Raw genomic sequence first — 25,401 nt, 5'->3', positions numbered from 1 at the left:
GTGGTTTGTATAATTGTTTGCTATACTATAATCGTAAAAGTGACGTTACTGAATCCCTGTTGAGATGGCAGTAACAACCAAATGAAAGCCTCAAACTTTAACCATACATTTAGAGAGAAAATGGGATGAGCACGCCAGCAAAGCTATACGATGAAGCAGTCAAAATCTACGAAAGCGGAGACATTGAAAAAGCTGTTGAGAAGCTGAATGAAGTCTTAGCAATTGACGAAAACTATGTGCTGGCTCTTTCAGCTTTGGCAGTTTACAATCAAAAATTAGGCAACTTCGATGAAGCAATTGCTCATGCAACTAAGGTTACGGAGCTGGAACCAGATGATAATTTCTCATTCATTCAGCTCTCTGTCATCTGCCAACGCTGTGGACGTATTCCCGAAGCAGAAGATGCCATGGCTAAGGCCCACGCTGTAGGACCTAAAAAATAGTTCAGCAATAACTTCGTTGATACAATATTAGGCTCTCCTAAGAATTTCTTAGCGAGAGTTTTTTTGTTTCCAGCCACAGCAATTTCAAATTACTACTCTTTGATTATGCGGAATGGTGAATCCATTTCAGAATCATTCTCCGCAGGAACTTCTGAGGAATTATCGAAAGGGTTGTCAGTCACTTCCGAAATCGTTCCGGGCTTTTCCTCAAATGAAATTCGTGCGGGCTCAACGGGTGCCAGCCGCTCTCTGGAAACTGCCCGGATCATAGAAGGTTTTGACGAGGGAGTGATTTTCAAAGGAGCAGTTGTATTAAAGGTTCGTCCATCCTGTGACTTCATGCGAACCACGAGTGTCAAGTCTTCGTTAGCAGGCTGCTGTTGCCAGGGAAGCTCAAATCGAAATCCGGAACCGGCAAATCCGGAATACCAGTGTGAGCGAACTTCCTCGCTATTGAAGCTCCATATACCAATCTTGCGATTTGCCTCTGGTTGATTTAAATCGACCAGTTCCAGCTCTATGTTGGCAGGAAGTTTGACAGTCTCTCCATCAGTGTCGTGAGGGGTAACGAGTGTCGTCCAGAGTTCGTCACCTTCTTGATTATCAATATCCACACCACCAGTGAGGAGACTATTGACTTTGACACCGGTGACTTTGTAAAGCGCCTGCGTTTGCTCAGGCAGTATTTTCCCCTGTGATGCCTGGGCGAGTTGTTTTTGCATTGCCTCTGTCTGATGACGGGCTGTCTCCAGCGCCTGATGAGATTCTTTCAAATCGCGCTGCAAAGCAAAAATATTGTCTTCCTGCTGACGAAGTCGGGCTTCCAGCAAATCCGTAGAACCCCGACCACCACACCCGCAAAGAGTGAGTACCAACAACAACGACGTCCATGTCGAAAGGTATTGCTTCATCGGAAATCAACTACAGCAGAAGGATCCTCTTCTGCTCTCCTGAGTATCAAAATTAAGTATTCTCTTTTTCTCCAGGTGCTTCGAGGTGCTCCAGCACATTATCAATTAAGCCGTATGCTTTCGCTTCCTGAGCATCCATGAAATTATCGCGGTCTGTATCCTGCTCAATTTTCTCCAAGGTCTGACCTGTATGATGCAGCAGAATTTCATTCAACCGCCTCTTCATCTTCAGAACTTCTTTTGCATGAATGTCCAAATCGGTCGCTGTTCCCTGCATACCAGCTAAAGGCTGGTGAATCATGATGCGACTATTCGGTAACGCATTTCGTTTTCCAGCCGCACCCGCCGTCAACAGCAAAGCTCCCATACTGGCAGCCTGGCCGATGCAATAGGTGGCGACATCACAGGAGATATATTGCATGGTATCATAGATTGCCATTCCCGCGGTTACAGAACCCCCGGGCGAGTTGATATAAAAATGAATGTCTGCTTCTGGATCATCAAACTGCAAAAACAGTAGTTGTGCTACCAGACTTTGTGCCACCTGATCATTCACCTGCGATCCCATCATCACGATACGATCCTGCAGAAGACGACTGTAAATATCCATGGCACGCTCATCGCGTCCATTCTTTTCGATCACATAGGGAGTAAGGACCGTCATATAACACTCATTTCAATAGTTGCTAAATTAATGGTTGATAATCACTCGACAGTACCGATGCCGACTCAATTTATTACTTTTACTTGTGTTCTTTTTTGTCTTTGTCTGAATCACCCTTATCGCGAACCAGGACCTCATCAACCAGCCCGTACTCGACTGATTCGGCGGCTGTCAGAAAGCGATCGCGGGAGGTATCTTCCGCAATTTTTTCAATGGACTGCCCGGTATGCTCAGCTAAAATTTTGTTCAGAATCTCGCGTGTGTCCAGAATGTCTTTAGCCTGAATCTCAATATCGGATACCTGACCACCGACTTCACCATAAGGCTGATGAATCATCATTTTGGCGTGAGGTAAGATATATCGTTTGCCCTTTTGACCACCGGCAACCAGAATGGCACCTCCACTGGCAGATAGACCGACACAATACGTGGCAACATCGCATTCAATGAATTGCATCGTATCATAGATGGCCATCGTGGAGGTGACTGAACCTCCAGGAGAATTAACATACAAATGAATATCCTGATGTCGATTTTCCGACTGCAGGTATAACAGTTTCATCACGATTAAATTCGCGCTGGCATCGTTGATGACACTATCCAAAAAGATAATCCGATTATCCAACAGGAGATCACCAATCCCCATCTGACGCTGCTGAGAGTAACTACGGGCACGTTGATTCGCCTGAGTTGGCATTTGCCCTGATATCGGGTCGAACATGATATTATCCTGAGATGTAATAGTTGTATTGAGTGGCTCGTAACGAGGTTAAATCTGATCTAACTCACACATAAATTTGAATGGTTGAATATGGCTGCTCTCTCATTGTCCGTCAAGTTGTAACTAATTGATTTTATGGCGTCTCTGAGGTTTGAAGAGACCTTTCCTGGTACCTCATGCCACAGTGTAGAGAGATTCTCTATTTCCTTTGATACGTTTATAACGTTCCTTATCCTATTTACCGGTGATTCGTCAAGAGAGGTTATTAAGTTCCGTCAGTGTCATTACCTTTACTTTCCTCAAACATCATTTTAAGAAGCTTAGGATCTCTGCACTTCAGCAAAAAGTGTACATTTAATCACATTCTATTTGTAACCATAAAAAAACACCAGAGACCTTACGATCTCTGGTGTGAGAATTTGAACCGATTTGAGAACAATGACTCAAAAACGTCGTTTCCGAGTACGTCTCCCCTTAGTAGGAAGTTCCATCAACAACATCCTGACCATAACGCAGACCAGCGGGAGTCAACAGACGAGCATACACGCCTGCATCCATCTGAGGTGTCAATGATTTTCCACTACCGTCGCAGAAAATGACATTCACTGCGCCGCTGGGGTGGTTGGAACTGGGTCGCCAGGCTGACCTGGGATTGGCTGTCAAGTTAGAACCAATTCGAGAATCAGTGCCCGTTCCGGAATTTGTTAAATTATATCCACCGGGCAATAACAAGTCATCAACTAAGCTAGCTCCTGTAGCATCTGTCGGTGTAGTTCGCGGCAACAACCCTTCCATATCCACACCAAAACCCAGACTACCGGTATCATTATTTGCCCACTCACCGGCTTGTAAATTCTCCGATAACATCAGAGTCTGAGTCAACCCATCAGCGGCAGAGATAAAGTCCAATGACATACGAGGAGCTGGTGTACCAAGGGCATTTGGTTGGCCTCGCCAAAAAACACCTGTCGCGAATTTGACCGGTGACTCTACTGCACCTCCTGTAGAAAGAATGTAGTTTGAGTTGGCTGCATGGGAAAAATCTGCAGCCGCGTTGTAGTTCAGCATGACATATCCAACGTTTGCGACATAAGATAACGCACCAGGATCTGTACCAAACTGATCATCGGGGCAAATAAAGACAGGAAATCGTTGGCTGTTTAAAAATACAATATCAGTAGTAGGTGCCCCGTTTACTGACGCAGCACTAGCAGTACTATCCCATCGTTGACGGAAACCAACCTGATCCAAGAACGGTAATATCGCCGTGCACCAGGAAAGATTATCCCACTGATCATTGGCATTAGTTCCCCCGGGATCTGTGATAATATTCTCATCAACCAACAGTGGCAATTGAGAGTTCGCCCCCGATGAGAAGTTGACGACAGCCAACCCCACGTTTCGCATGTTGTTCAGACACGTTACCTTTCGGGCAGCGGCTCGAGCACCATTAATTGCCGGCAAAGTCAGTGATACCAGGATACCGATGATGGTGATGACCACCAGCAGTTCGATCAGCGTAAACCCTTTACGCTTTTGTAGCTTTTGTTTGATTCTTTGAGCTTTCATTGTCATTCTCCTCACTAAAAATACGGTTCAAACAGATTATATATTAATTGTACACAACTAGCAAAAACAAACACAAAAACAGTTCAATTCTTCAGGAATCCTAAGGAATCACAATTGAATCGAATTTAAAGGAATAGACGATTTAAACGTCCAAGCCTCACATTATCCGATCACGAGCGGCCCGCAACCAAAACCTGCGACTACGGTAACATGGCTCTCCCCCTCTCTGCTGTAATGTGTTTCATATGTTTTGTCTGATTTGTAAGTTAATTATTTAAATGTATACTATATTTCGAACCATTTAAATTTATTCATTTTGAATCGTGTGACGATGTCGAATCAAACGTTTCCAGTTGTCAAATTGACCAGTGGTTGGTTCGAAAGCCTGCTCAGCCCGAGTACGATCGATTACGAAAAATCCGCGATAGTCTGGCTGATTCGCAGTACGTACTGGGACAGTAGGAAAGGGTGACAATCGGGCTCCGATTTGTACGGGATCCCCATAAATAGTCGTTCCTGTCCCAGTGGCTTCAAAGTAAGCGACTGACATAAATACAACAAAGGTATTACTACGGGTCGTTGTATTCGCGGCAATTTTCGACAGGATACGATTTCGGGTATGGGAATCCACGGCAACGCTACCGGCATTAACATGCTCAGCATTGGTCGCCAATTCAAACAGAAGTCGTGGATTAGCAGAACCAGATTCAGTCGGTAAACTCCGAAAGATTGTATGCTCACGTAAATTTTGCACATCAGTTGCACTGCTTGCTGGTGTTGAATGGTAAAAGCTACGGAAAGGTTGCGAGCGCGAGACTCGTGGTAAATCTAGTCTAACTGGTGTACCCGGAATTCGAGCTGGGTTTGCGAGCCCGGGATCAATATTATCTCGGGAGTCAATAAATGCCTGCCACCAGTCACCGCCACCCAAATGAGGCGCATTCAGACTTGGATGGTTAGGGTCGCCAGACATATCCATCGTAAAGGCATCTGTGTCGTCTAATAAAGCCGCCAAGATCGAAGGATTACGAATTGTATTGAGATTGATACGTCCAGGCACTCGAGGATCGTTGAGTGGATTACCCAATTGAAGGTGACTTCGGGTAGGAACTTCTACGAATTCCAGGAAGCGAAACCAGCGGTTGTCGTCGGTAGTATCACTCGCGTCTGGACCATTAGGGTCCAGGAATTTTTGGGTTCCAGCAAATTTAACATCATTCTCTCTAAGCACATCTGTAGCAGAACCGGCTCGTCCTTGCTTGCCAGCTACGGTTGCCAGATCGCGCGTAATGCGATTGGGTCCTACAATGGGCACACTGAATAATTCGACAATTGAAGCATAGTCACGATCAAAGTGAGGTTGCCAGACATGAAAACGAGGCCGGTCATCTGAAAAAGCCCAGCCACGCTCAGCAGAATTGTCAGCGCCACTGGCATTGTCGTCATCAAAGCCAGAAATTCCATTCGCACCATCAGGACCAACGCTGCCTATCCCTGTATTCGAATTTGTTGTGCCAACTGTATTGGCTCGATAACTCGAACCGGCATTGCCGGCAGCATGGGTTGCGTTCCCTGAACCACGTGCATAGAGAGGTTGAGAACGTTCATAACTTCGAAGTTGATTCAATTGATCTTGAATCTGTGTACCAATAGTTGCTTGAGTCAATGTAAATTCATTCATCCCTGTGACAACCATACTGTCAACTTCAACCCATGGGTTGTCTGCATTATCAATAGCATTATTGACAGCGGGGGTATTACGTCCTAAATGCGCTCGCCGCATGAGCCGTACAACAAATGTCAGGCTATTAAAATTCGTGGAACCAGAAGCGGTATTCGAATCGTTCAGGAAATCGCCTCTGCCGGACATCGGTGTCACGGTATCTGACTCTCTGGTTAACAAAAAGTCAGTGGTGTCATCATCAGTAATCAGATCAATGGCAGGTGTAGATATATCGAGAGGTACGATTCGAGTGAGAGTTGGGAGACCACTACCCGTATAATTCGGATCCACCTGGAAATAGCTTTCGCGCGGCATACCAGACATCGGGTCGGTATTTTCATCATCACCCGCACTACGAATCGAGAAGATGCCGCCACTGCCAACTGAACCGTTGCGTAGCGTTAACCTGCGCTTAAAACTATTGCTTGAAAATTCAGAGTCAGCGGGCAGATTATCAAGATCATCGTGATCTGCATCTACTGAATCAGCTCGCGGTTCGAGACGAATCTGCCAGGCATCATTGTTGAAGCTGATGGTCTGTGGACTAGCATTACGTAATTCAATGTAAGAGAAATAACGATCCTCCTCATCGTTATATTCGGTTGCACCATGATCAACCTCTGTTCCTCCGCTATCTGTTACTTTGGGAGCTTTAATCGCCAGAAACTCACTCAGTGTCAGTTTTTGAGCTTCGACACCGAAGACCTCAGCACGATCAGTTTCGCCAGCACTGGTATAGGGATTGTCATCCAAATTCCAGCCATTATTCAAATTCGTGTCATATTCGAAACGGGTAATCACATCATCAGGGTCTAACGCATCTACAACGTTAACTGCAAACTGAGCCATCTCCTCCAGTTGTGCATTTGTGTAAAGTGCATTTCCAGAATTATCTAAGCTATAATCGGTTGAGTCACTACCGCCGCCTAATGTGTAAAGCAATACATAGATATCCCGGGCCATCAATTGACGATCGTAGCGCGCCCAAAATTCCTGTTGTTCCATTGTATTCGGAGGATACGCGGGGAGATTAGGGTACACAAGAGAGCCATCCATTGGATCAATATTGCTTTCTCCATCCCAGCTGGTATTAATCACAGTTGAAGACAAACTGTCAAGTACACCATTCCCATTCAAATCCTCACCAAAATCCAATAAACCATTTCCATTCGAATCTTCCCCCGAATCGAGTACTCCATTGCCATTCGTATCTTCACCTACATCCAGCGTACCATTTCCATTTAAATCTTCGCCAGGATGCGGGGTCAAAGGACGAGTTGTCACGGTTTTTCCTGTTCCCGTCTGATCAAATACCAGAAGCTGATTTAAGTTTAACTTCATCTGAAAACGGGGAATCGCTGAATTTGTATTATTAGGAATGACCGTAAGAAATGAGTTTAATGCAGGGCGAAATGGATCTAGATTATCAGGAAGAAAACTAAATGGAGGAAATTGTCCACTCGCAAATTCCCAGTCTCTGAAGCCGGGAATTCTTGGCACAGGTATGCCAAACTGTTTACGATCCCAACTCATTGTCGTAAATTTTTGACGAATAGGATCTCGACGTGCATTGACAGATCCTGAACGTCCAAAATTAAAGGGTAGTAAATCTTCCAGACGTGAACTCACACCAGTATTATCACGGTCAGTCTGAGACAGATGCAGGAAGGCAAGGTCATCGGCGGCAAAAGGCTCATCATAGGGGCGTTGTACTTTTTCGAGATCAACGGTCATCTCATCTGCATCATCCAGTAAAATGAAGTAATCTGGGTGACGATCTTTATTAGAGTTTTTGAAAAGACGTAACCCATCGCTGTAACGAACGTTACCTGCAACTTCGATGTCCTCATAGCCTCTCCAACCATTAAAACTAATGGCGGCTTGACGATAACTACTTCCCGGTTTGTTAACTCTTCCCGAACCATTGTATGCCAGTGGATGCATAAACGCGTTCACATTTGCCCGACTTCCATTGAGCGATCCACTGAAAACACCACCTTCATAGCGATTGGCGTTATCATCCACGAGTGTCTGACCCGCGCGAGGAAATGTAACTATTGTACCACCAGTAGTATTGACTACAAAGATATTCTCAGTAGGAGTATTTCGCTGGGCGTCATACAACAGGTTCGGCTCCCCCCAACGACCAGCATAGAGGTCAATAATTTCGTTTTTAGTACCATTGTCACCGGGGTTAGCGGGTGCACCAAATTCGGCACGACCATAATTCAAAAAGAAATATTCCATATTCGAGATTTCACGCCAGTCTCGAGTACTTTCGTAAGCGTTCTGAAAAACACCGGCTGTACCATATGTATGGGGAGCTGCAATCAATCCATGAGGATAGGGAAAACCACCAAAGAATAAACGGTGTTGTTGAAAAACAGCAGCTGCACTGGCCGATCCATCCAAGTCACCTGTTGGACTTATTTCGGGTCGTGCATTGAGCACCCACTGTGGATTAATTTCTCCAGGCGAAGAAAGCCCCATGTTGGAACGGGACAGGAAAAGATATTTGTCAGAAAACGTCGCACTATCTTCACCAAAAAAACGACTGCCTGGAGCATAATTCAAATCAATGTCATCCGGTCTGCGCATGTTCCCGGCTGTATTCAAATTAACCAATGCATCCAAGTCGTATATCGTAAAGGAAAACAGGGGGATGATATATTTTGTTGGATCGTTGGGATTTTGGATCGGTGGAAAATCCAAATCCATCCAGATACCATCTACAATCCCATCATCATCATTATCCACATCCAATTCAATAATGGGGCTATTTGTAACAGAGTCAAAAGAATCTGTAAAAATGCCTAATTCACCATGTATCGTAGGATTTCCGCCAGTAATATTTAACAATGGCTGAAAAGGAAATGAAGTTGTAAAACGTGTATCTCCTGGGGCATTTCCGCTGGGATCTACAAACAGGTGGTCTGGATGCGGTCTGAGTACCATACCAGCCGTATTAGCATTACTATACCAGTCAGGGTAGTGCGTACCGCTTCCATCTCTTAAAAATTGAGGTCGCAAGAATGAAGGAATAATCACTTCCCTCAGGTTGCCCCCGTACAGAGTATAGCCCTTGTAGGCCAAGAAGAGATTATTGATATCAGGTGCAGTATAATCGACGTCTGGTTCGGGGAGATTGCCACTTTGTAACCCTGACGGCAACGTACCGCCATGTGCGCCAACACTATGATTTAAAAACAGTAAATCCTGGTTGGGATCTGCCGTACCATCGTAATCCTGGTCAACCACGAGATTGCCTAAGCCATCATATATCACGTTGATCCCCTGCCCGGAAAATGGGTGTGGGTCTGTGCCGAACATCTTGGGCAACAGAGAATGCCATTTGCCGTGCAGTGCGCTGTTATGTAGACTTTCATCAGGCCCGACGATTAATTGTTGAAGTCCCCAGTTGAATAAAACATCAGCGTCGAGGCCTGGATCGGCTTCATTCAGTGCAGCCTCTGTGAAATATTGCGCACTCCGCTCCTCCTGCGAAGAAAAAGTAAAAAACACCACTCCGAGTAGGGAAAGCATTGCTAATAAGGCGATCACAACCAGTAACGTCGATCCTCGACGACTCTGATAAATCGAAGCTAAATGCTTGTTTGTTTGTTCTGTCTGTTTCATGGAAACCGGCTTCATTTCAAAACCTCCCAAAGTAGCCAATGGCCGTGGCCCGGATCGGCACAATGGGGAAAATACCTACTTGTGTTGTGAACTCATCCCTCGCCCCGATTCCTCAAAGGATGAATCAAGGTCATTTGTCTGACTTGACCGGAAGAAGGGTCTTCATATCGAATTAAAATGCGAATTGCTGTTAAAGGTGATGCCCTGGGAACCGGATCTTGATTTGCTAGATCGTAGTCCGGTACTTGTGGCGCTGTCTCTGAAACTGTTGGGTCAGATAACATTGGAAAAGGTGGATCACCATCAGCGCCCGTAACGCCCGCAATGCCTGTAGGATGCCAGGTGTCAAATACATTCTTCCATTGCGAATTGCCGTGGTCTGTGTTCTGTCTTGCACTAGCAGCAAATCGCAAAGCTCTTGCCCCACCAATGTCAACAAAGTCTTGTCGAATATCATCAAACACTTTGATATCAAAGGAACGCACATTCGAAAGCACCAGATCTTCGGAACGCCGGGAACCATTTCTCAGTAAATCGATTACTCGATCATTGGGATTAACAATGAGGCTTGGAGCTGATGGGCTCATGGGGTTCCCGCCACCACCAATCGAAGTGTCCATCAGATCCTGAGGATAATTAAAATCCGGATGAGATGTCTCTTCATGAGTAAAACGACCAATGAATAACTGAGGAGGGTTGGTTCCCGTAGTGCTGGGCGCGAACTCTCGCGAGAGCCCCGTCTCATGATTAAATCCAAATCGAAGCCGAGGATTTCCAAGAGGAAAATTCCCAGTACTTGAGTTATCTAAATCAGAGAGGTCATGAAAACGTGCATAAACGGTTGTATTAGTAGGGTCTAAAATAAATGCGGAATAGTCGAAATCGCCCCAGAAATTATCACTTCTAAATCTTCCTTCTCCATAAAGTGGAGCGGGTGTGGTTCCTGACCTCAGAAAAAAAGGAGTATCTGCTGAATCTGAAGCGACAGGTTGTGAATTTTGTGTACTCGACAGGGATAATGGTTCCCGAATTAGCATGACACGACGATACAAGTTGCTGCCTCGTAAAAAGTAACAAACTTCCGCTGCAGAGGACTGCGAAGCACCGTCTGGCACAATTCGGCCATCGTCAGCTTCGGGTTGATTAGGATGATTTGCTAATCGCGTGCCGCCATCTGGTGTCCTTCCACTTAAGTCCAAAGCGCGTCCAAAATAGAAATCGTCTGTTTCTGTTTGTCCGAGGTTGGAAAAACGAGAGACCGTAAACTGGATAAAATCGTCGGTATCATCGTTGGGATCATTCTCTGAAATATAAAAATAACCTTGTCGATCTTCTTGGTGAAAACGCGGACTGCGTGGGTCATCAGGAGCTGGTGATGTAGGCGGTACCGTAAGTGGATTCGTAAAAGTTGTAGTAGCGGCGAAGGGCAGCAGATACTGGAATGTACGACGATCCAAATCGGCTTGTAACATCGTGACTAACAGTCGCTCACGTTGATCATTTTCCGAAATCCCTCGCTGTAATGTCATCGAACCGGCAAGAATCTGGAAAATCTCTGTAAACATCAACATCATCAACAGCACCAACGCCACCGAAACCAACATCTCGACAAGCGTAAACCCATCACAAGAACGATTTATTTTTCGTTCGAAATGTCTTTGATTAGAGGTGTTTAATGTTTTCATAAAAGACTTCACTCAATAACGAGACGTTTTAGCAACAACGAATTGATGCATGTATTACCTTGTTTTATTTCCTAGAGGGTAAACCTGAACAACATTGGGCATTAAAATAATACCAGGCATCTGATTTGAAGGGTCCGTAGAATCATCGCCAGGAGGATTGATCCTCTGAATGATTGGCTGATCCAGTGTAATCAGAGCATTTGAAGAAAGGTCATCTTCAACTCTTTGAATGCGATACCAGCGTGCATTAATGGAATCAAAAATATACCCCCCTTTTTTTAATTTAGGTGGAGTGCTGACATTCCCGTTAAAATGCACTCGGCACTTTGTATTACCTTCAACGAAGCCTGTAACATTATGTATAGCTTCCAGTTCGGGATCGTAGTTACGGCGAAAAAAGACAACAACATCGACAGAGGCCACATCACTGGCAATTTGACGACGCACCGTTAACAGGTATGAGTAGCGTTGTTCCAGTACCTCAATCCGTATCTTGGAAATACTTTCATAAAGTTCGTTGTCAGGTAATGGATCAGTAAAACTGATCTCAGCAGAACCGGCATTAATATTGGCACCTGTAATGTTGCGGACTTGAACCTGCTTGCCCGAGGTGTCATAAATCAGCATGCGGCCGCCCGTCAGTCCTGAAACCGTCTGACTGAGTTCCGTCAAATCAACGATCCCGGAATTGATATCTCGTGTATCAATGAAAATTGTATCACGGGTAGTGTTGATACCATCTGGAAAGGCGGTACTGGTTGGAATACCCTCGTAGAGTAGAATCCAGCTATCCTGCTGTGTAAAGAAATTGACTGCTGACAATGGAGCAGTTGGATCGGTGATTGGAGTGCCGACCAGACCGGCATGAAATCTGGGAACACGGGTTACTGCGCCACCGGCCCCATCATTTCCAAAGCTTGCTTCTAATCCTGTGCCATCGAAAGCTGCATAATAAGCACCAAGCGGGTCAACGATATAGTTGCGATTACGACGCTGATGTGCGATATGTCCATTCGGATCAAGCGTATCACCATCCGGATCAAAGACGAAGACTGTAGGAAAAGCATCGATGAGTGCTTCCGCATTATAACGTAACACGGTGGCATTCGTCAGTTGCGTTGCCTGAACACTACGTTGTACAGAAAGCGGAAATAGCGCTGCCAACGGAATGATTCCCAGCCCCATAATCATCACCGACATGAGAACTTCCATCAGAGTGACACCACTGCGATCTGCGTGTCGATGCCGGATAGCCGTGTTAATAGTTCGCTTCTGGAGTTGCTTCATTTGGCGACCTCCCCGGTTTCGGCATAAAAGAACACATCAGGCGACCAATTGGAAAGAGGTGGAGGAGGGAGTACAGAATTAAAAAACATCGGATAAGCGCTTACATTGCCCGTTCGAGTAAAGATAGAGAGTATAGAAGGAGCTGTATTCAACTCGACTCGCCAGGTGACCCCACCTTCTGTAAAAGTGTTGCCTTCAGTACGTGCTGCCGCACGAATAAATTCACTAGGATTATTTCCACTGGTTCCAGGACCCGTACAAACATAAATACGATCATAGGGTTTGAAACTGAGATCCGCTTCCGAAGTTGTCGGCGTAATAAAACGAGCCGGGACAGTCACTTGATCTCCTTCAGAGTAACTGGTGCCTCCCTTCCAGGTTGACTGAATATTTTCGAGAGTATCAATCACAAAATGAATCTTTCCTCCACTGGCTTCGCTTCCCGCAATAGAACCTCGGGGAGAAAACATCAGGTCCAATTGGCTGGAATAAAGACGAAAATCATCCGTTCCCGGCCAAAGTCGTTCGGCAAGATCGTCAGCCCCACCGCTTCCATTATCATCCACACCCGCATTGCCAGGTTGATTATCATCGCCTAAGTCAACAGCAGTGATGCGCCAACTTGCTGGAAGAAATGAACGGTCCAGGTCAATAGCTGTACCAGTAGGCAACAGAGTCGGTTCTTCACCTGATAAAACGACTGGAGGCAGTTCCAGAAGGTAGGTTGAAGGACCACTTCCAGGAGCAAACGCAACCACTTCGGTAGAGTCAGAAGTTCCCGCGTCACGATAAGCTGTGGTTAAACGCAACACTTCATCTGTATCAGGATCAAAAACAGGAGGATTAGTGTAGTGCTTCGAAATGGGTGAATTATTCAAGTCGATTGTGTACCAGGAACCGCTACTATCGCCGGGAATTTTAATCCTTGCTCCATCAATCAATTGCCCACGATCGTATAAAAACCTCCAATCTGTGCCTGCTCCACGCACATTCAATATGGTATCGACAATGCTATCAGGAGGATTGCTGGCATCAATTCGTTCCAATCGAATCACTCCCTGATTCCAATTGGGACTGGGTGCGATATAGACCATGCTGGTCACAGCAGTCGGGTTATTGGGATCAACCAAAAAACGGACCCCCCGGGGTTCTTTAGCATAAATAGCCCGGTCGCGTGCACCAGCTAAATAAGATTGCACTTGGCGAGATCCTCCCCGTGTCAGGTCAGAAGAGAGTGCAAAATTGATGGAAGTTACTGTCATCACAACCAGGATTGCGAGGATAGAAATCACAACCAGTAATTCTACGAGCGTGAAGCCCAAACGTACTGAAACAGAAGTGTACGTTTTCTGCGACAGTCTGAGCGACAACATATTGTAATTGCGAAAGGCTTGCACGGGTTTACCTGCCTCCTGCTCGTTGATTATGGTTTGTGATATTATCATAAATCCCATCGACAACTGGTAATATCGGCTGTGCTAACACACCGTTATTGGCTTGATCATGTGGTTCATAGAGCCCCAGAACACCATCCTCTCCAGCCGAAACAATCAATGGCAACCAAAACGTATTCATCGTCGCATATTCACCAAGAGTATAAGTTGCAGATGAGTTGAAGAGAGGCGATAATAAGTTACCCGAACGATCATCTTCATGTTGAATACGACCTTGTGGGTCATCGGCATCCACATTCAGTGGATCAGCTTCATTGAAACCTGCAGCAGCGACTGGAGGTAGGCCGTCAAAAAAGATACTGGCAATGGTCCGATCGGCAGTACCCCCAGTAGGCTTAATCAGGCGGGTAGGCCAGCGGTAAAATCGTAGTGGCCTGCCCCAGCCATCGACAAATTCTTTAAGACCATCGCCGTCAGTATCAGCAACTTCGTTTGTTGTAAATGCATCTTCACCAACCGGGGGAACACCATATATCTCGTGATTCGTCAAAATATAATACAGATACTCAGAACTGATACTGGCTCCATCATCGCCGCCAACTTTACCGGCAGTCCCAGGGGCACCGATTAAGTTATCCATGGCCGTATCCACACTTGGATTCTCAGCAATGTATTGTGGTAAGTTTTGTCGAAAAATATCTTTGCGAACCAAAATTTCCATTACAGGTCTGGGAAGACCACGATATTTGGCTCCCAGACTGGGATTATTCACATAATCTGTATATTTTTGATTAATCAATGACTGGATGAACTTTTGATTTTTACTGGAATCCAGTGCTTTTCGCATCGCTTCAATTCGGTCGTGCACCAAGCCATTCACTTTGACAATCGTTGCCATTGTCGCTCTTTCACGGGCCTTGTTTCCCATGTTTCGTACCACAATGGCTGATGTCGCGATTAAAAATAACAAGATGCCGACAACCATCATCAATTCCACGATCGTAAAACCACTTCGCGTTGATTGAACTGATTGATGAATTACTAAACGTCGCATTGTAAAAACCTGGCTTTATGAAAACGAATTTTGATTACTTCAAAGAACCGCTGACAAAATTGGTGATGTTGTCAGCTTCGACGGTTCGGTCATCTAAATAAGTAGGAGGTTGAGGGCCGGGAAAGTTTTTGTCTGGGTCATAGTTCCCGCCTACCCCATACTGGAAATCGGCACCAGGAGAAATAATCTGATAGGTCTTAGCTTTGTACGGTATCCCAGGAGTTGAACCATGAGCTGAACTCCCCTCACGATAGACACTCTTAAAACCCAATAATACAGGTAATTCTGAATCTCGATAACCGCGTCCATCATAGCTGCTAAAGTATAAATATGGTTTTTGCTGACCGGGAAATGAATCGAGATATTCTGGAGCAATATCACCATCAGTGTCTACAAAACGGCTGTTATCAAACTCGAAGTAAGGCCCACGTCGACTTGAATTGGTAGCAGATAGCGCAGCAACACTCGAACCGGGATTTAGGAATGGTTGAGCAGGATTTTTGGAAAAACCATAAACCCTAAAAGTTCCATCTGCAGTTTTCTCATAGACACCGCCTAAAAAAAACACCAGACATTCGCCCGCATTGAGAGTAATATCATTATCAAGTGCATCGCCATCTCCGTTGATGTCCTTATCTAACGAAAAATCAAACTGAGGCCACAACTTTCGAATTAGGTTTTTATCGCGCTGACTCCAAGTTGCGCTGCCTGATTCATGCAACACAATCCCACTCGGAGGATCCATACCAAAATCGGCTTTGAACGCAGTGATTGCCGCTTCCAGGCTGGAAATTTCTGCACGTACTTGCGACTGCTGTGCTCGGAGTCTTACCGCACCAATGGCCGGAATCAGCAAGCCGAGTAGAATCAGGATGATCACAATGGCGACCATGAGCTCGATCAGCGTGAAAGCACGTCTGTTTCGTTGTGACGCCTTAAGGGCTGTTGGCGACCGACGTTTCATTGTTAACTCCTAACTCTTTTCGAAATAACAGTTTGAGTACAGAGAAGCCTCTTCACTTTGTGCTGAGCATAAAATCAAGAGAGAATTCTCTAACTAATTTTAAGGGCAAATTTCGTGCCCGGAAATCTCGTAAAACCGTAACACTATTATATCAAATGCTTTACGATTTTTTAAACTTGAAATACCCACTTAAATAAGAGAGAAAAACTGTATTATTTTGCTACACTCTCTCTAAAATACTACGAAAGGTCATTCAACAGTTTAATCAAGGGCATAAAGAGCGCAATTACAATAAAGCCCACGATTAAACCAAGAACAATTACCATCAGCGGCTCCAGCAAACTCACTAAAGCGTCCACGAGAACGGCAACCTCTTCATCATAGACGTCGGCAACTTTGTAGAGCATATTATCGAGTGCCCCTGTTTCTTCACCCACGTCTACCATATTGACCACGATATCATCGACAATCCGCGCTTCTCTTAGAGGAACCGCCATTGTTTCCCCTTCGCGGATCGCTGCATAAATTGTGTCGAATGCTTTTTGAAATACCATATTTCCGGCCGTATCACGGGCGATGATAATCGCCTCTAGAATCGGCACCCCGGAGGCAATGAGCGTTCCCAAGGTACGACACGTTCGCGCGGTCACCGACTTACTGATAATCTTCCCCAATAACGGTATGCGCAGGGCGATCCAGTCAATAACGAACGCGCCTTTTTTATTCTTCTTGACAATTTTGATAAAGATCCACAAGGCAAGAGGAATCGCCGGAAAGAGGTAAAAGTAGGAAACCACAATATCACTCATGCTCATCAACAAAAGCGTAATACCAGGCAATTCTGTACCGAAATCGAGGAAGATCTTTTTGAATTTCGGAATAATCCAATACATAATGAAACCGACGATCAAACTGGCAACGGTGATCACCGCCACCGGGTAGATCATGGCTCCCTGGACTTTCTTCTTTAAACTTTGGGCACGTTCTTTAAACTCAGCCAGTCGCTGAAGGATGACTTCCAAAGCACCACCGGCTTCACCGGCTTTCACCATGTTGACATAAAGGTTGTCAAAACACTTAGGTTGTTTACCCATCGCTTCGGAAAGCGTATTTCCAGATTCAATGTCTTCAATCACCCCATCCAGAGATGCTTTTAAGGGTCCCGGTTTTGCCTGCGCTTCTAGAATACGAAGACTTCTCAAAATCGGCAGACCTGCATCCTGGAGAGTAGAAAGCTGTCGCGTAAAGGTAGTCAACTGCTTCGGACGAACACCACCAATGGAAAAACCACCTTTTTTGGGACTGGCTTTCTTACCCCCTCCACCCTTTGCGGCACCGCCTTTTTTCTGTTTCTTGCCACGGCCTTTTTCGGCGATTTTCGTAACGAAAAACCCCTTCTCTTTAATGAGAGTCTGGGCATCTGCTTCAGTAGGCGCTTCGATGGTGTCTTTCACCTCGAGTCCTGTATTATCCATTGCCTCATATTGATAAACCGGCATGGCGTTACTCCATCAAAAATCATCTAAAAAAGTGTTTGTGTTCTGTAGCAAGCCTTAAAGCTCGACGTTACTCAATATCTTCCATCACAGTTTCTCGAACGACTTCGTCGATCGTGGTAACTCCGTCAAAAATCAATTTCAATCCTGCTTCTCGCAATGTGGTCATCCCCTGACTACGAGCCACATTGCGAATGTCATCTGTTGAAGCATCAGCGGTAATCAAATCGCGAATTTCATCAGTCACATCCATCAATTCATAGAGACCAGTTCGGCCCTTATACCCTGAGTTATTACAGGTCGCACAACCTTTCCCGTAGTAGAAACTGTATTGACGAGCCTGTTCGATCGGGAGCTGCAATTCCATTAACAATTCGTCACTAGGTTCAAACTCGGTACGACATTCCTTGCAAATGGTTCGCACCAGACGTTGTGCCTGAATGGCTTCCACTGTCGCCGTAATCAGGAAGGTTGGAACACCCATATCACGCAAACGTGTGATCGCCGAAGGTGCATCGTTGGTGTGCAATGTGCTAAATACCAAGTGCCCGGTCAGTGCACTCTGGACTGCAATTTCAGCGGTCTCGTAATCGCGAATTTCGCCAATCAAGATTTGATCGGGATCGTGACGCAAAATTGCCCGCAATACCGAAGCGAACGTGACGTCAATATCAGGATTTACAGGAACCTGAATCAGACCATCAATGTCATATTCAATCGGATCTTCCGTCGTGATGATTTTTTCCTCGATCACGTTCAACTCATTCAATGCGGAATACAAGGTTGTCGTTTTTCCACTTCCGGTCGGGCCGGTAACCAGCACAATTCCATTGGGTCGGTGAATCATTTCACGGAATCGTGTGAGCGTAACAGGATCCATACCGATCTTGTTTAAGTCCAACTGCACGACAGTTCGGTCAAGAACCCGCATAACTACGGCCTCACCAAACAGTGTAGGCAACACACTCACGCGCAAGTCGACGGGATTCCCACCCACGTTTAGTTCAATACGACCATCCTGAGGCAAACGTCGTTCTGCAATATCCAGATCCGCCATAATTTTAACACGCGAGACAATCGCGTTGGCCAAGTGACGAGGGGGGGGCACCATTTCATACAAGACGCCATCTGCGCGAACACGAATTTTGAATTCATCCTCAAACGGTTCCAAATGAATGTCACTCGCCTGATCTTTAATGGCCAACAACATGACCATATTCAGCAGTTTCCGAATGGGCGCGGCATCGGCAATTTCTTCAGAAGACGAAAGATCATAAACGTTCTTACCATCTTCTTCACCAAGTTCATCTTCAATGGTTCCAATTACATCTTCGATGCTATCTTCATGCTCAGAATAGTGACGGGCGATTGCTTCTTCGACATCATGCAGATTCGATACAGCCCCGCGAACGTCGTAACCCAGAAAATTTCTCAAGTCATCCAAGGCTGCCACGTTTTGAGGATCAGCCATAGCGACTGTCAGCACATCGTCTTTCAACGAGACAGGCATAATTTTATAAATCGATGCCATTGTTTCGGGAACAAGTTCAAGTACTTTGGGTGAGATATTCGTTTCTGCCAACTCGACGACCGGCATGCCCCACTGCTCGGCCAGAGCCTGCGTAACTTGCTCTTCGGTAACCAGTCCCATCCGAATCCCGACCTGGCCAATGACTTCACCCGGACTCTGTTTTTGTTCTTCCAGAATATCCCATAACTGATCTTCTGAGATGTATCCCAGATCAACCATGATTTGACCAAGGCGTCTTGCTGCCATGTGTGTCTACCTTCTTTACGCTTTCGCTTCGTTCTAAAATGAAGGATCAAATATTATTGCTGTGGTTATATTTTTCGACTAATCTTCAAAATCATCTTCGTCTTCATCTTCATCTTCCAATAAGCCTTTCTTGGCCATCGCAATCTTGGCTTTGAGTTCACCGGGATTGTTGGATCGCATGACAACATCTTTTTCCTCACATAGGCCGTCACGCCAAAGATTGAACAGGGCATCATCCAATAGTTGCATTCCAAATTTTCGCCCGGTCTGAATACTCGAATTAATTCGATAGGTCTTGGCTTCACGAATCAAGTTGGCAATCGCCGGCGTAACCACCAGCATCTCGTAAGCGGCCACGAGGCCCTTTGGCTTTTTAGGCATTAGTGCCTGACTGAGAATACCGATAATGGACGTCGACAACTGAGTCCGAATCTGGTCTTGCTGGTTAGTAGGAAACACGTCGATAATTCGATCCACTGTTCCTTGCGCCCCCGTTGTATGCAAAGTTCCAAATACAACGTGCCCTGTTTCCGCAGCTGTAATCGCGGCAGAAATTGTTTCGAGATCACGCATTTCCCCCACTAGAATCACATCGGGGTCTTGCCGTAAGGCACGTCGTAGTGCTTCGGGGAAAGTGGGAACATCGACCCCAATTTCGCGTTGGTTAATAGTCGACAATTTGTGGTCGTGATAATATTCAATGGGATCTTCCATCGTGATGATGTGGTGATCCATAGTATCATTCATATGATTGATCATACTGGCCAGACTGGTCGTTTTACCGCTACCTGTAGGACCTGTCACCAGAAAAAGACCACGAGGGCGCTCTAGCAGATCACCAATGACTGTGGGCAGTCCGAGCTGCTCAAAAGTGAGGAACTCATTCGGAATACGCCTAAGCACCATCGCAATATGACCACGCTGCTTGAACACAGACACACGAAATCGTGCTTTGTCACCAAATGCAAATCCGAAGTCGGTCCCTCCAACCTCCTGCAGTTCCTGCTGATTTCGCTCAGGAGTGATACTCTTCATCAATGCAACAGTATCGTCTGGCTCGAGGCTTTTCGTCTCCAGTCGGACCATACGCCCCCCAACTCGAACAACGGGTGGCTGGCCTGTCGTGATATGTAAGTCGCTCACTCTCTCTTTAACTACCGTCTCCAGTAGCTTATCAATCTGAACTGTTGCCATCCAAAGTACTTTCTGAAAACTTTTTATCTGAAAAGTGAGCTAGAACCAATTGCGATCCAAACTGAAGTCTGACACAGAAGTATTGATCATCCTTTGATTTACTTTGTTCCCTCTCCTTGAACAACCATTAACTTCTGAGTCTTCTTTTGTGATACAACTGGCCCGAATTAGGAATCTGAAAATTAAAACGATTAAACTTTAGATAAGACAGTTTAGATATGTAAAATGAAATCGCACGCCAAATCAGCGAACGTCAATGAATTATCCGGTAAACAAACTCAAAACTCAACAAAAGCCCTTAAAATAGATCAAGATCTTCACATGAGAGCTTGCATGCTTTTCGAACGAAAAACTGACAAAACGCACAAAACGGTCTACCCAAATTTGCAGCAAGAGCCCCAATTGATTATTCTAACCCTTTGGCTAATTTCATTGCCTCTGAAAGTGTGGTAATGCCCAGCAAGGCTTTATCAGCCGCGTCTTCTGCTAATGATTTCATACCGAACAAACGTGCCTGTCTTCTAATATTCTGAGAAGGCTCACTGCGAAAAGTCATTTCACGTATAGCAGAATTCATCATCATTAATTCAAAAACCGCTTTACGGCCTTTGTAGCCAGTATGTGAACATGTGTTGCATCCTTTGCCTCGATTGAAGATCGCTGATTCAAGCTGACTGGGGCTCAAACCGAGGTACTCCAATTCACCAGGATCCGGGGTATATGTCTCCACACATTTACCACAGACAACACGAACCAACCGCTGAGCCATGACCGCCATGACGCTCGAAGCAACAAGGAACGGTTGTACCCCCATGTCGATCAATCGTGTAATAGAACCGGGCGCATCGTTCGTATGAAGAGTACTGAATACCAAGTGTCCTGTCAAAGAAGCTTGAATTGCCATCTCAGCTGTCTCAACATCCCGAATCTCACCCACTAGAATCACATTAGGGGCCTGACGCAACATCGCACGAATGATTCGGGAAAAGTCCAAGCCGATATTATGTTTCACTTCCACCTGATTGATCCCTGGGAGGTAGTATTCTACTGGATCTTCTGCAGTAATGATCTTTCGGTCGGGCCGATTTAATTCACCCAAAGCACTATACAAAGTTGTAGTTTTCCCACTCCCCGTAGGACCTGTCACCAGAAAAATTCCATTGGGTCTACGAATGATGGTTTGAAATCGTCGATAGTTCTCTTCTGAAAATCCAAGATTCCGAATCCCCACTTTAATATTGTCTCGATCCAAAATACGCATCACAACAGCCTGTCCGTGATTCGTGGGAAGAATACTCACACGCAAGTCAAAGTCTTTTCCTCCAAAGGACGTTTTAATTCGACCGTCCTGTGGACGACGTTTTTCGGCGATATCCATGGAAGCCATAATCTTGAAACGGGAAACCAACGCCATCAACAATCGCCGAGGAGGGCTATCCCGCTCAATCAGAACTCCATCAATTCGGTATCGAATGCGAATGCGATCTTCGAAAGGTTCGACATGGATATCACTGGCTCGCATGTTTACCGCTTCGCTGATAATCAGATTCGCCAACCGAATTACAGGGGCGCTATCATCTTCTTCCTCTACATTGGCAGAGGTGGCCAACTCTGTGGCTGTGATATCAATGGCTGTTTCTGTAAACTCTTTCAACATCGTATCAACAGACTCAGTTTCACTTTGTCCGTAGTGTCTGTTGATCGCTGCCTGAATCGACTCGATGGGAGCCATCACAACATCGATGTCACGATTAATGATAAAACGCAGCTTGTCCAAAACCTCGTATTTCATAGGATCATGCAGCGCTATTTGCAGCGAATCTCCCTTCATTCCAACAGGAATGACCGTATTTTCCCGTGCCATTGATTCGGGAACCAATTCAATCACTGATTGGGGAATCTCAACTGACTCCAAATCGACAAATTCGTATCCATACAGGGAGGCTTGTGCCTGCGCAATGACCTCCGCACCGACGTATCCCAGCTTGACCAGAGCTTCTCCGGGAGAAATTCCCATTGAGCTGGCTAGACTTGAGGCTTCATCCAACTGAGCTGGACCTAGAAACCCATCATCTACTAACTGTTGCATCCAATCATCGGACATTCAATTTCTCCACGGAATAGAATCAGTTTCAACCCCAATAGAATCTGTTTTCCCATATCAAAGCCAGGGAATCAATTCTCAGGTTAAATCTGGTTGATAAAATTAATAGGAACTGAGGGCTGTTGGCAAACCTTCAGTAAGCTCCTCCTGCCTAATGAAAATACTTGTTACTCCTATCTCTATTGAGTTGACTGATCTCCGAATTTTCAAATAATCATTAGTGAAAGAGACTTAAGATATGTAGAGCAAGAATTGCCTATTTTTAATTTTGAGGTAGATCTCAAAGAGTGTCAAGGATGTAAATCGATATACAAAAAATACTTGAGAGAGTTTTCTCAGATCAAAGAAAAATGCCCCGGTAACGAGATCAAGACCTCTGAACATGAGCATTGTTCAAATTCGAAAGGAATGAAGCAAATCTTGCATAGCGGAAATGGTGGATTCAATTTGTGAGAGAGAATTAAAAGCCCCGGGACTGAACCGTAATGTCCCCCCATAATCCAACGACTGAATTGCACGATGGATTCGTGGTGCACAGTGTAAACCTGCTCTCGTCTGGATGCCGAAGTTTTCATCCAGGACTGATGCCAGTATCTGTGGTTCAACTATTTGACTCACTAAACTGACGACCCCCACTCGCGACTCAACCTGTTCAGGCCCCGGCACCTCGAAGTCAGGAAGCTGGCGAAAACCTTCCAGAAGGCGAGACGTTAATTCTTGTTCATGCTGGCGTAGTTGTATGACACCTTTTTCCAGAATGTATTCGAGAGCGGCCTTTAATCCAACCAGACCGGGGGCATTATGATTTCCTGATTCAAATTTATCAGATAAACTGAGTGGTTGTGTTTCTTCCTCGCTACGAGTCCCCGTACCTCCCTGGCGGAAGCTCCTCACTCGCTCAGCACTATCGGAACGAAGATAAATTAACCCTGTTCCTAATGGCCCCATCAACCCCTTATGGCCCGAGCAAGCTAGAAAATCAATCGGCATCTGGGAAACGTCCATTGGTAGATGTCCTGCTGTTTGTGCGGCATCTACAAGAAATAAAACTCCCGCTTTTTGAGCGAGCTCTCCGACTTCGCATACCGGTTGTATGGAACCGATCACATTAGAGGCATGATTCAGAATCATCAACCGCGTGTTCTCTCGGATCGCTTCACGAAAAGAAACCGCGTCCACTATGCCTTGTTGATTTGCCGGGACATAGGTCGTTTCCAACCCCCATCGTTCTTTGAGCGTCTGCAGGGGTCTGAGAACAGAATTGTGTTCCACATCTGACGTAATCACATGATCGCCGGGCTTGAGAACTCCATGAATAATAATATTCAGACTGTCCGTTCCATTAAAACTGAACGCCACTTCTTCAGGCCGAGATGCTCCCAATACCTGGGCTGCTAACTTTCGACACTGATCAATCGAGGACTGTAACTCGATTGAAGCCCGATAAGCACTACGACCAACGGGTGCTCCTACACACCGGTTATAGTGATCTACGGCTGAATAGACAGATTCCGGTTTGGGAAAACTGGTTGCTGCGTTATCTAAATAAATCGACTGCTGCTCACTCATTTTAATTTTACCAACCAGACTCTAAACAACACGTTAGCCTGTACCAGGTTTATTGTAGCGTCTCCAGGACTGTTTGAACCTCGAATCATCGCTTTGAAGCCGCTATGCTCAAATTAGACGTGATATAGAGCTTAACCGCCGATAGAGTACATTGGGCGATCTGGCTGAATAAATCGTGCCGTATTGATCTCATGTCCTTCTTTTTTAGCGGCAATGCTATTTCGTATCGCTTCAATTATTTGTTCATCGGAAGCATTCGATTGGAACAACTCCCGTATGTCTGTCTCTTCCAGGCTGAATAAACAATTCCGAAGCTTACCATCGGCGGTCAAACGAAAACGATTGCAACTCATGCAGAAGGGATTACTGATGGAGGCAATAAAACCGATTCGTCCCACTCCATCTTCAAAGACGAAATTAGAAGCGGGTGCACTTTGATCGGACTGCTTCTCTGCAACCAGAGGCATAATTCCCTGTGTGAGAATTTCTTGAATCTCATGTGCAAATAAGACCTTTTCTCGCTCCCACTGATTGTCTGCATCCAGGGGCATAAATTCAATAAAACGAATTTCTGCACCGGTTTCACGTGCCAAACGTCCAAACGGAACAATTTCCTCTTCCGACATATTACGAATCGAAACCGCATTGATTTTTACTGGATCAAAGCCAGCTGCGTGAGCTGATTGAATCCCCTCTATTACCTTCTCAAAGTCGTCACGACGAGTAATCTCTTCGAATTTCTTCGCATTTAAGGCGTCCAAGCTAATATTAATGCGCCTTAATCCAGCATCGTATAATTCTTGTGCGTATTGTGGCAGAAGAATTCCGTTTGTCGTAATCCCAATATCATCGATACCCGGGATTTCTGAAAGCATTTTAACCAGTTCGGGAATCTGTCTTCTGACTAGAGGTTCGCCGCCAGTTAAACGTATTTTATTCACTCCCATGGGGACCACGAGACGCACAAATCTGATAATCTCTTCAAATGATAAAATCTTGCTCCGATGCACAAATTGAACATTTTCAGAGGGCATACAGTAAAAACAGCGAATATTACAACGATCCGTGACGCTAATTCGCAAATTATTGTGCACACGTCCGAACGAATCGATAAGCTGATTTTGGTTTTCCATTAAAGCCTCACAAACTAAACGCACTCACTACGTCTCTCAAATCTCTACTTTCAGCCAGATCTCATATTTATTATAGC

The 25,401-nt window shown here is 45.4% G+C and carries 17 protein-coding genes; 1 reads left to right on the top strand and 16 read right to left on the bottom strand.

Annotation, left to right across the window (positions count from 1 at the left end; genetic code table 11):
- The first annotated feature begins 125 nt into the window (after nucleotides 1-125).
- On the top strand, nucleotides 126-443 hold the full coding sequence (locus V202x_RS03155) for a tetratricopeptide repeat protein (protein ID WP_144981585.1): 318 nt from the start codon (nucleotides 126-128) through the stop codon (nucleotides 441-443).
- A 92-nt stretch (nucleotides 444-535) separates the two neighbouring features.
- Here the strand turns inward: V202x_RS03155 and V202x_RS03150 are convergent, their stop codons facing one another.
- From V202x_RS03150 to moaA, 16 genes are all read right to left on the bottom strand, one after another.
- On the bottom strand, nucleotides 536-1,354 hold the full coding sequence (locus V202x_RS03150; protein ID WP_145171122.1) for a hypothetical protein: 819 nt from the start codon (nucleotides 1,352-1,354) through the stop codon (nucleotides 536-538).
- Nucleotides 1,355-1,406: 52 nt separating this feature from the next.
- On the bottom strand, nucleotides 1,407-2,018 hold the full coding sequence (clpP, locus tag V202x_RS03145; RefSeq protein WP_145171120.1) for an ATP-dependent Clp endopeptidase proteolytic subunit ClpP: 612 nt from the start codon (nucleotides 2,016-2,018) through the stop codon (nucleotides 1,407-1,409).
- Nucleotides 2,019-2,097: 79 nt separating this feature from the next.
- Nucleotides 2,098-2,739 (bottom strand): ClpP family protease, encoded by a 642-nt coding sequence (locus V202x_RS03140; protein WP_145171118.1) that lies wholly within the window; start codon nucleotides 2,737-2,739, stop codon nucleotides 2,098-2,100.
- Nucleotides 2,740-3,213: 474 nt separating this feature from the next.
- Entirely contained in the window at nucleotides 3,214-4,308 is a 1,095-nt protein-coding gene (locus V202x_RS03135) for a DUF1559 domain-containing protein (protein ID WP_197993193.1), read from the bottom strand.
- A 307-nt stretch (nucleotides 4,309-4,615) separates the two neighbouring features.
- Nucleotides 4,616-9,682 carry a hypothetical protein gene (locus V202x_RS03130; RefSeq protein WP_145171113.1) on the bottom strand — a complete coding sequence of 1,689 codons (5,067 nt, stop codon included), beginning with the start codon at nucleotides 9,680-9,682 and terminating at the stop codon, nucleotides 4,616-4,618.
- A gap of 77 nt (nucleotides 9,683-9,759) precedes the next feature.
- Complete coding sequence (locus V202x_RS03125) at nucleotides 9,760-11,352, bottom strand: type II secretion system protein J (protein ID WP_145171111.1); 1,593 nt, start codon at nucleotides 11,350-11,352, stop codon at nucleotides 9,760-9,762.
- A 54-nt stretch (nucleotides 11,353-11,406) separates the two neighbouring features.
- Nucleotides 11,407-12,639 carry a hypothetical protein gene (locus V202x_RS03120; protein WP_145171109.1) on the bottom strand — a complete coding sequence of 411 codons (1,233 nt, stop codon included), beginning with the start codon at nucleotides 12,637-12,639 and terminating at the stop codon, nucleotides 11,407-11,409.
- Nucleotides 12,636-14,084, bottom strand: coding sequence for a Tfp pilus assembly protein FimT/FimU (locus V202x_RS03115; RefSeq protein WP_197993192.1), 1,449 nt, complete (start codon nucleotides 14,082-14,084; stop codon nucleotides 12,636-12,638). The genes V202x_RS03120 and V202x_RS03115 overlap by 4 nt, the downstream gene beginning before the upstream one ends.
- A complete protein-coding gene (locus V202x_RS03110) occupies nucleotides 14,041-15,087 on the bottom strand; it encodes a type II secretion system protein (protein WP_145171105.1) in 1,047 nt (348 codons plus the stop codon). The genes V202x_RS03115 and V202x_RS03110 overlap by 44 nt, the downstream gene beginning before the upstream one ends.
- 34 nt (nucleotides 15,088-15,121) lie before the next feature.
- Nucleotides 15,122-16,051 (bottom strand): type II secretion system protein, encoded by a 930-nt coding sequence (locus V202x_RS03105; RefSeq protein ID WP_145171103.1) that lies wholly within the window; start codon nucleotides 16,049-16,051, stop codon nucleotides 15,122-15,124.
- A gap of 239 nt (nucleotides 16,052-16,290) precedes the next feature.
- Complete coding sequence (locus V202x_RS03100) at nucleotides 16,291-17,550, bottom strand: type II secretion system F family protein (protein ID WP_145171101.1); 1,260 nt, start codon at nucleotides 17,548-17,550, stop codon at nucleotides 16,291-16,293.
- A gap of 67 nt (nucleotides 17,551-17,617) precedes the next feature.
- Nucleotides 17,618-19,324, bottom strand: coding sequence for a GspE/PulE family protein (locus V202x_RS03095; RefSeq protein WP_145171099.1), 1,707 nt, complete (start codon nucleotides 19,322-19,324; stop codon nucleotides 17,618-17,620).
- Nucleotides 19,325-19,402: 78 nt separating this feature from the next.
- A complete protein-coding gene (locus V202x_RS03090; protein WP_145171097.1) occupies nucleotides 19,403-20,518 on the bottom strand; it encodes a type IV pilus twitching motility protein PilT in 1,116 nt (371 codons plus the stop codon).
- A 406-nt stretch (nucleotides 20,519-20,924) separates the two neighbouring features.
- Nucleotides 20,925-22,622 carry a GspE/PulE family protein gene (locus tag V202x_RS03085; protein ID WP_145171095.1) on the bottom strand — a complete coding sequence of 566 codons (1,698 nt, stop codon included), beginning with the start codon at nucleotides 22,620-22,622 and terminating at the stop codon, nucleotides 20,925-20,927.
- A 393-nt stretch (nucleotides 22,623-23,015) separates the two neighbouring features.
- Nucleotides 23,016-24,191 carry an aminotransferase class V-fold PLP-dependent enzyme gene (locus V202x_RS03080; protein ID WP_145171093.1) on the bottom strand — a complete coding sequence of 392 codons (1,176 nt, stop codon included), beginning with the start codon at nucleotides 24,189-24,191 and terminating at the stop codon, nucleotides 23,016-23,018.
- A gap of 131 nt (nucleotides 24,192-24,322) precedes the next feature.
- A complete protein-coding gene (gene moaA / locus V202x_RS03075) occupies nucleotides 24,323-25,324 on the bottom strand; it encodes a GTP 3',8-cyclase MoaA (protein WP_145171091.1) in 1,002 nt (333 codons plus the stop codon).
- Nucleotides 25,325-25,401 lie beyond the last annotated feature (77 nt).

This window comes from Gimesia aquarii, from assembly GCF_007748175.1.
Lineage (GTDB): Bacteria > Planctomycetota > Planctomycetia > Planctomycetales > Planctomycetaceae > Gimesia > Gimesia aquarii_A.
This window is presented reverse-complemented; position numbering and strand designations above follow the sequence as displayed.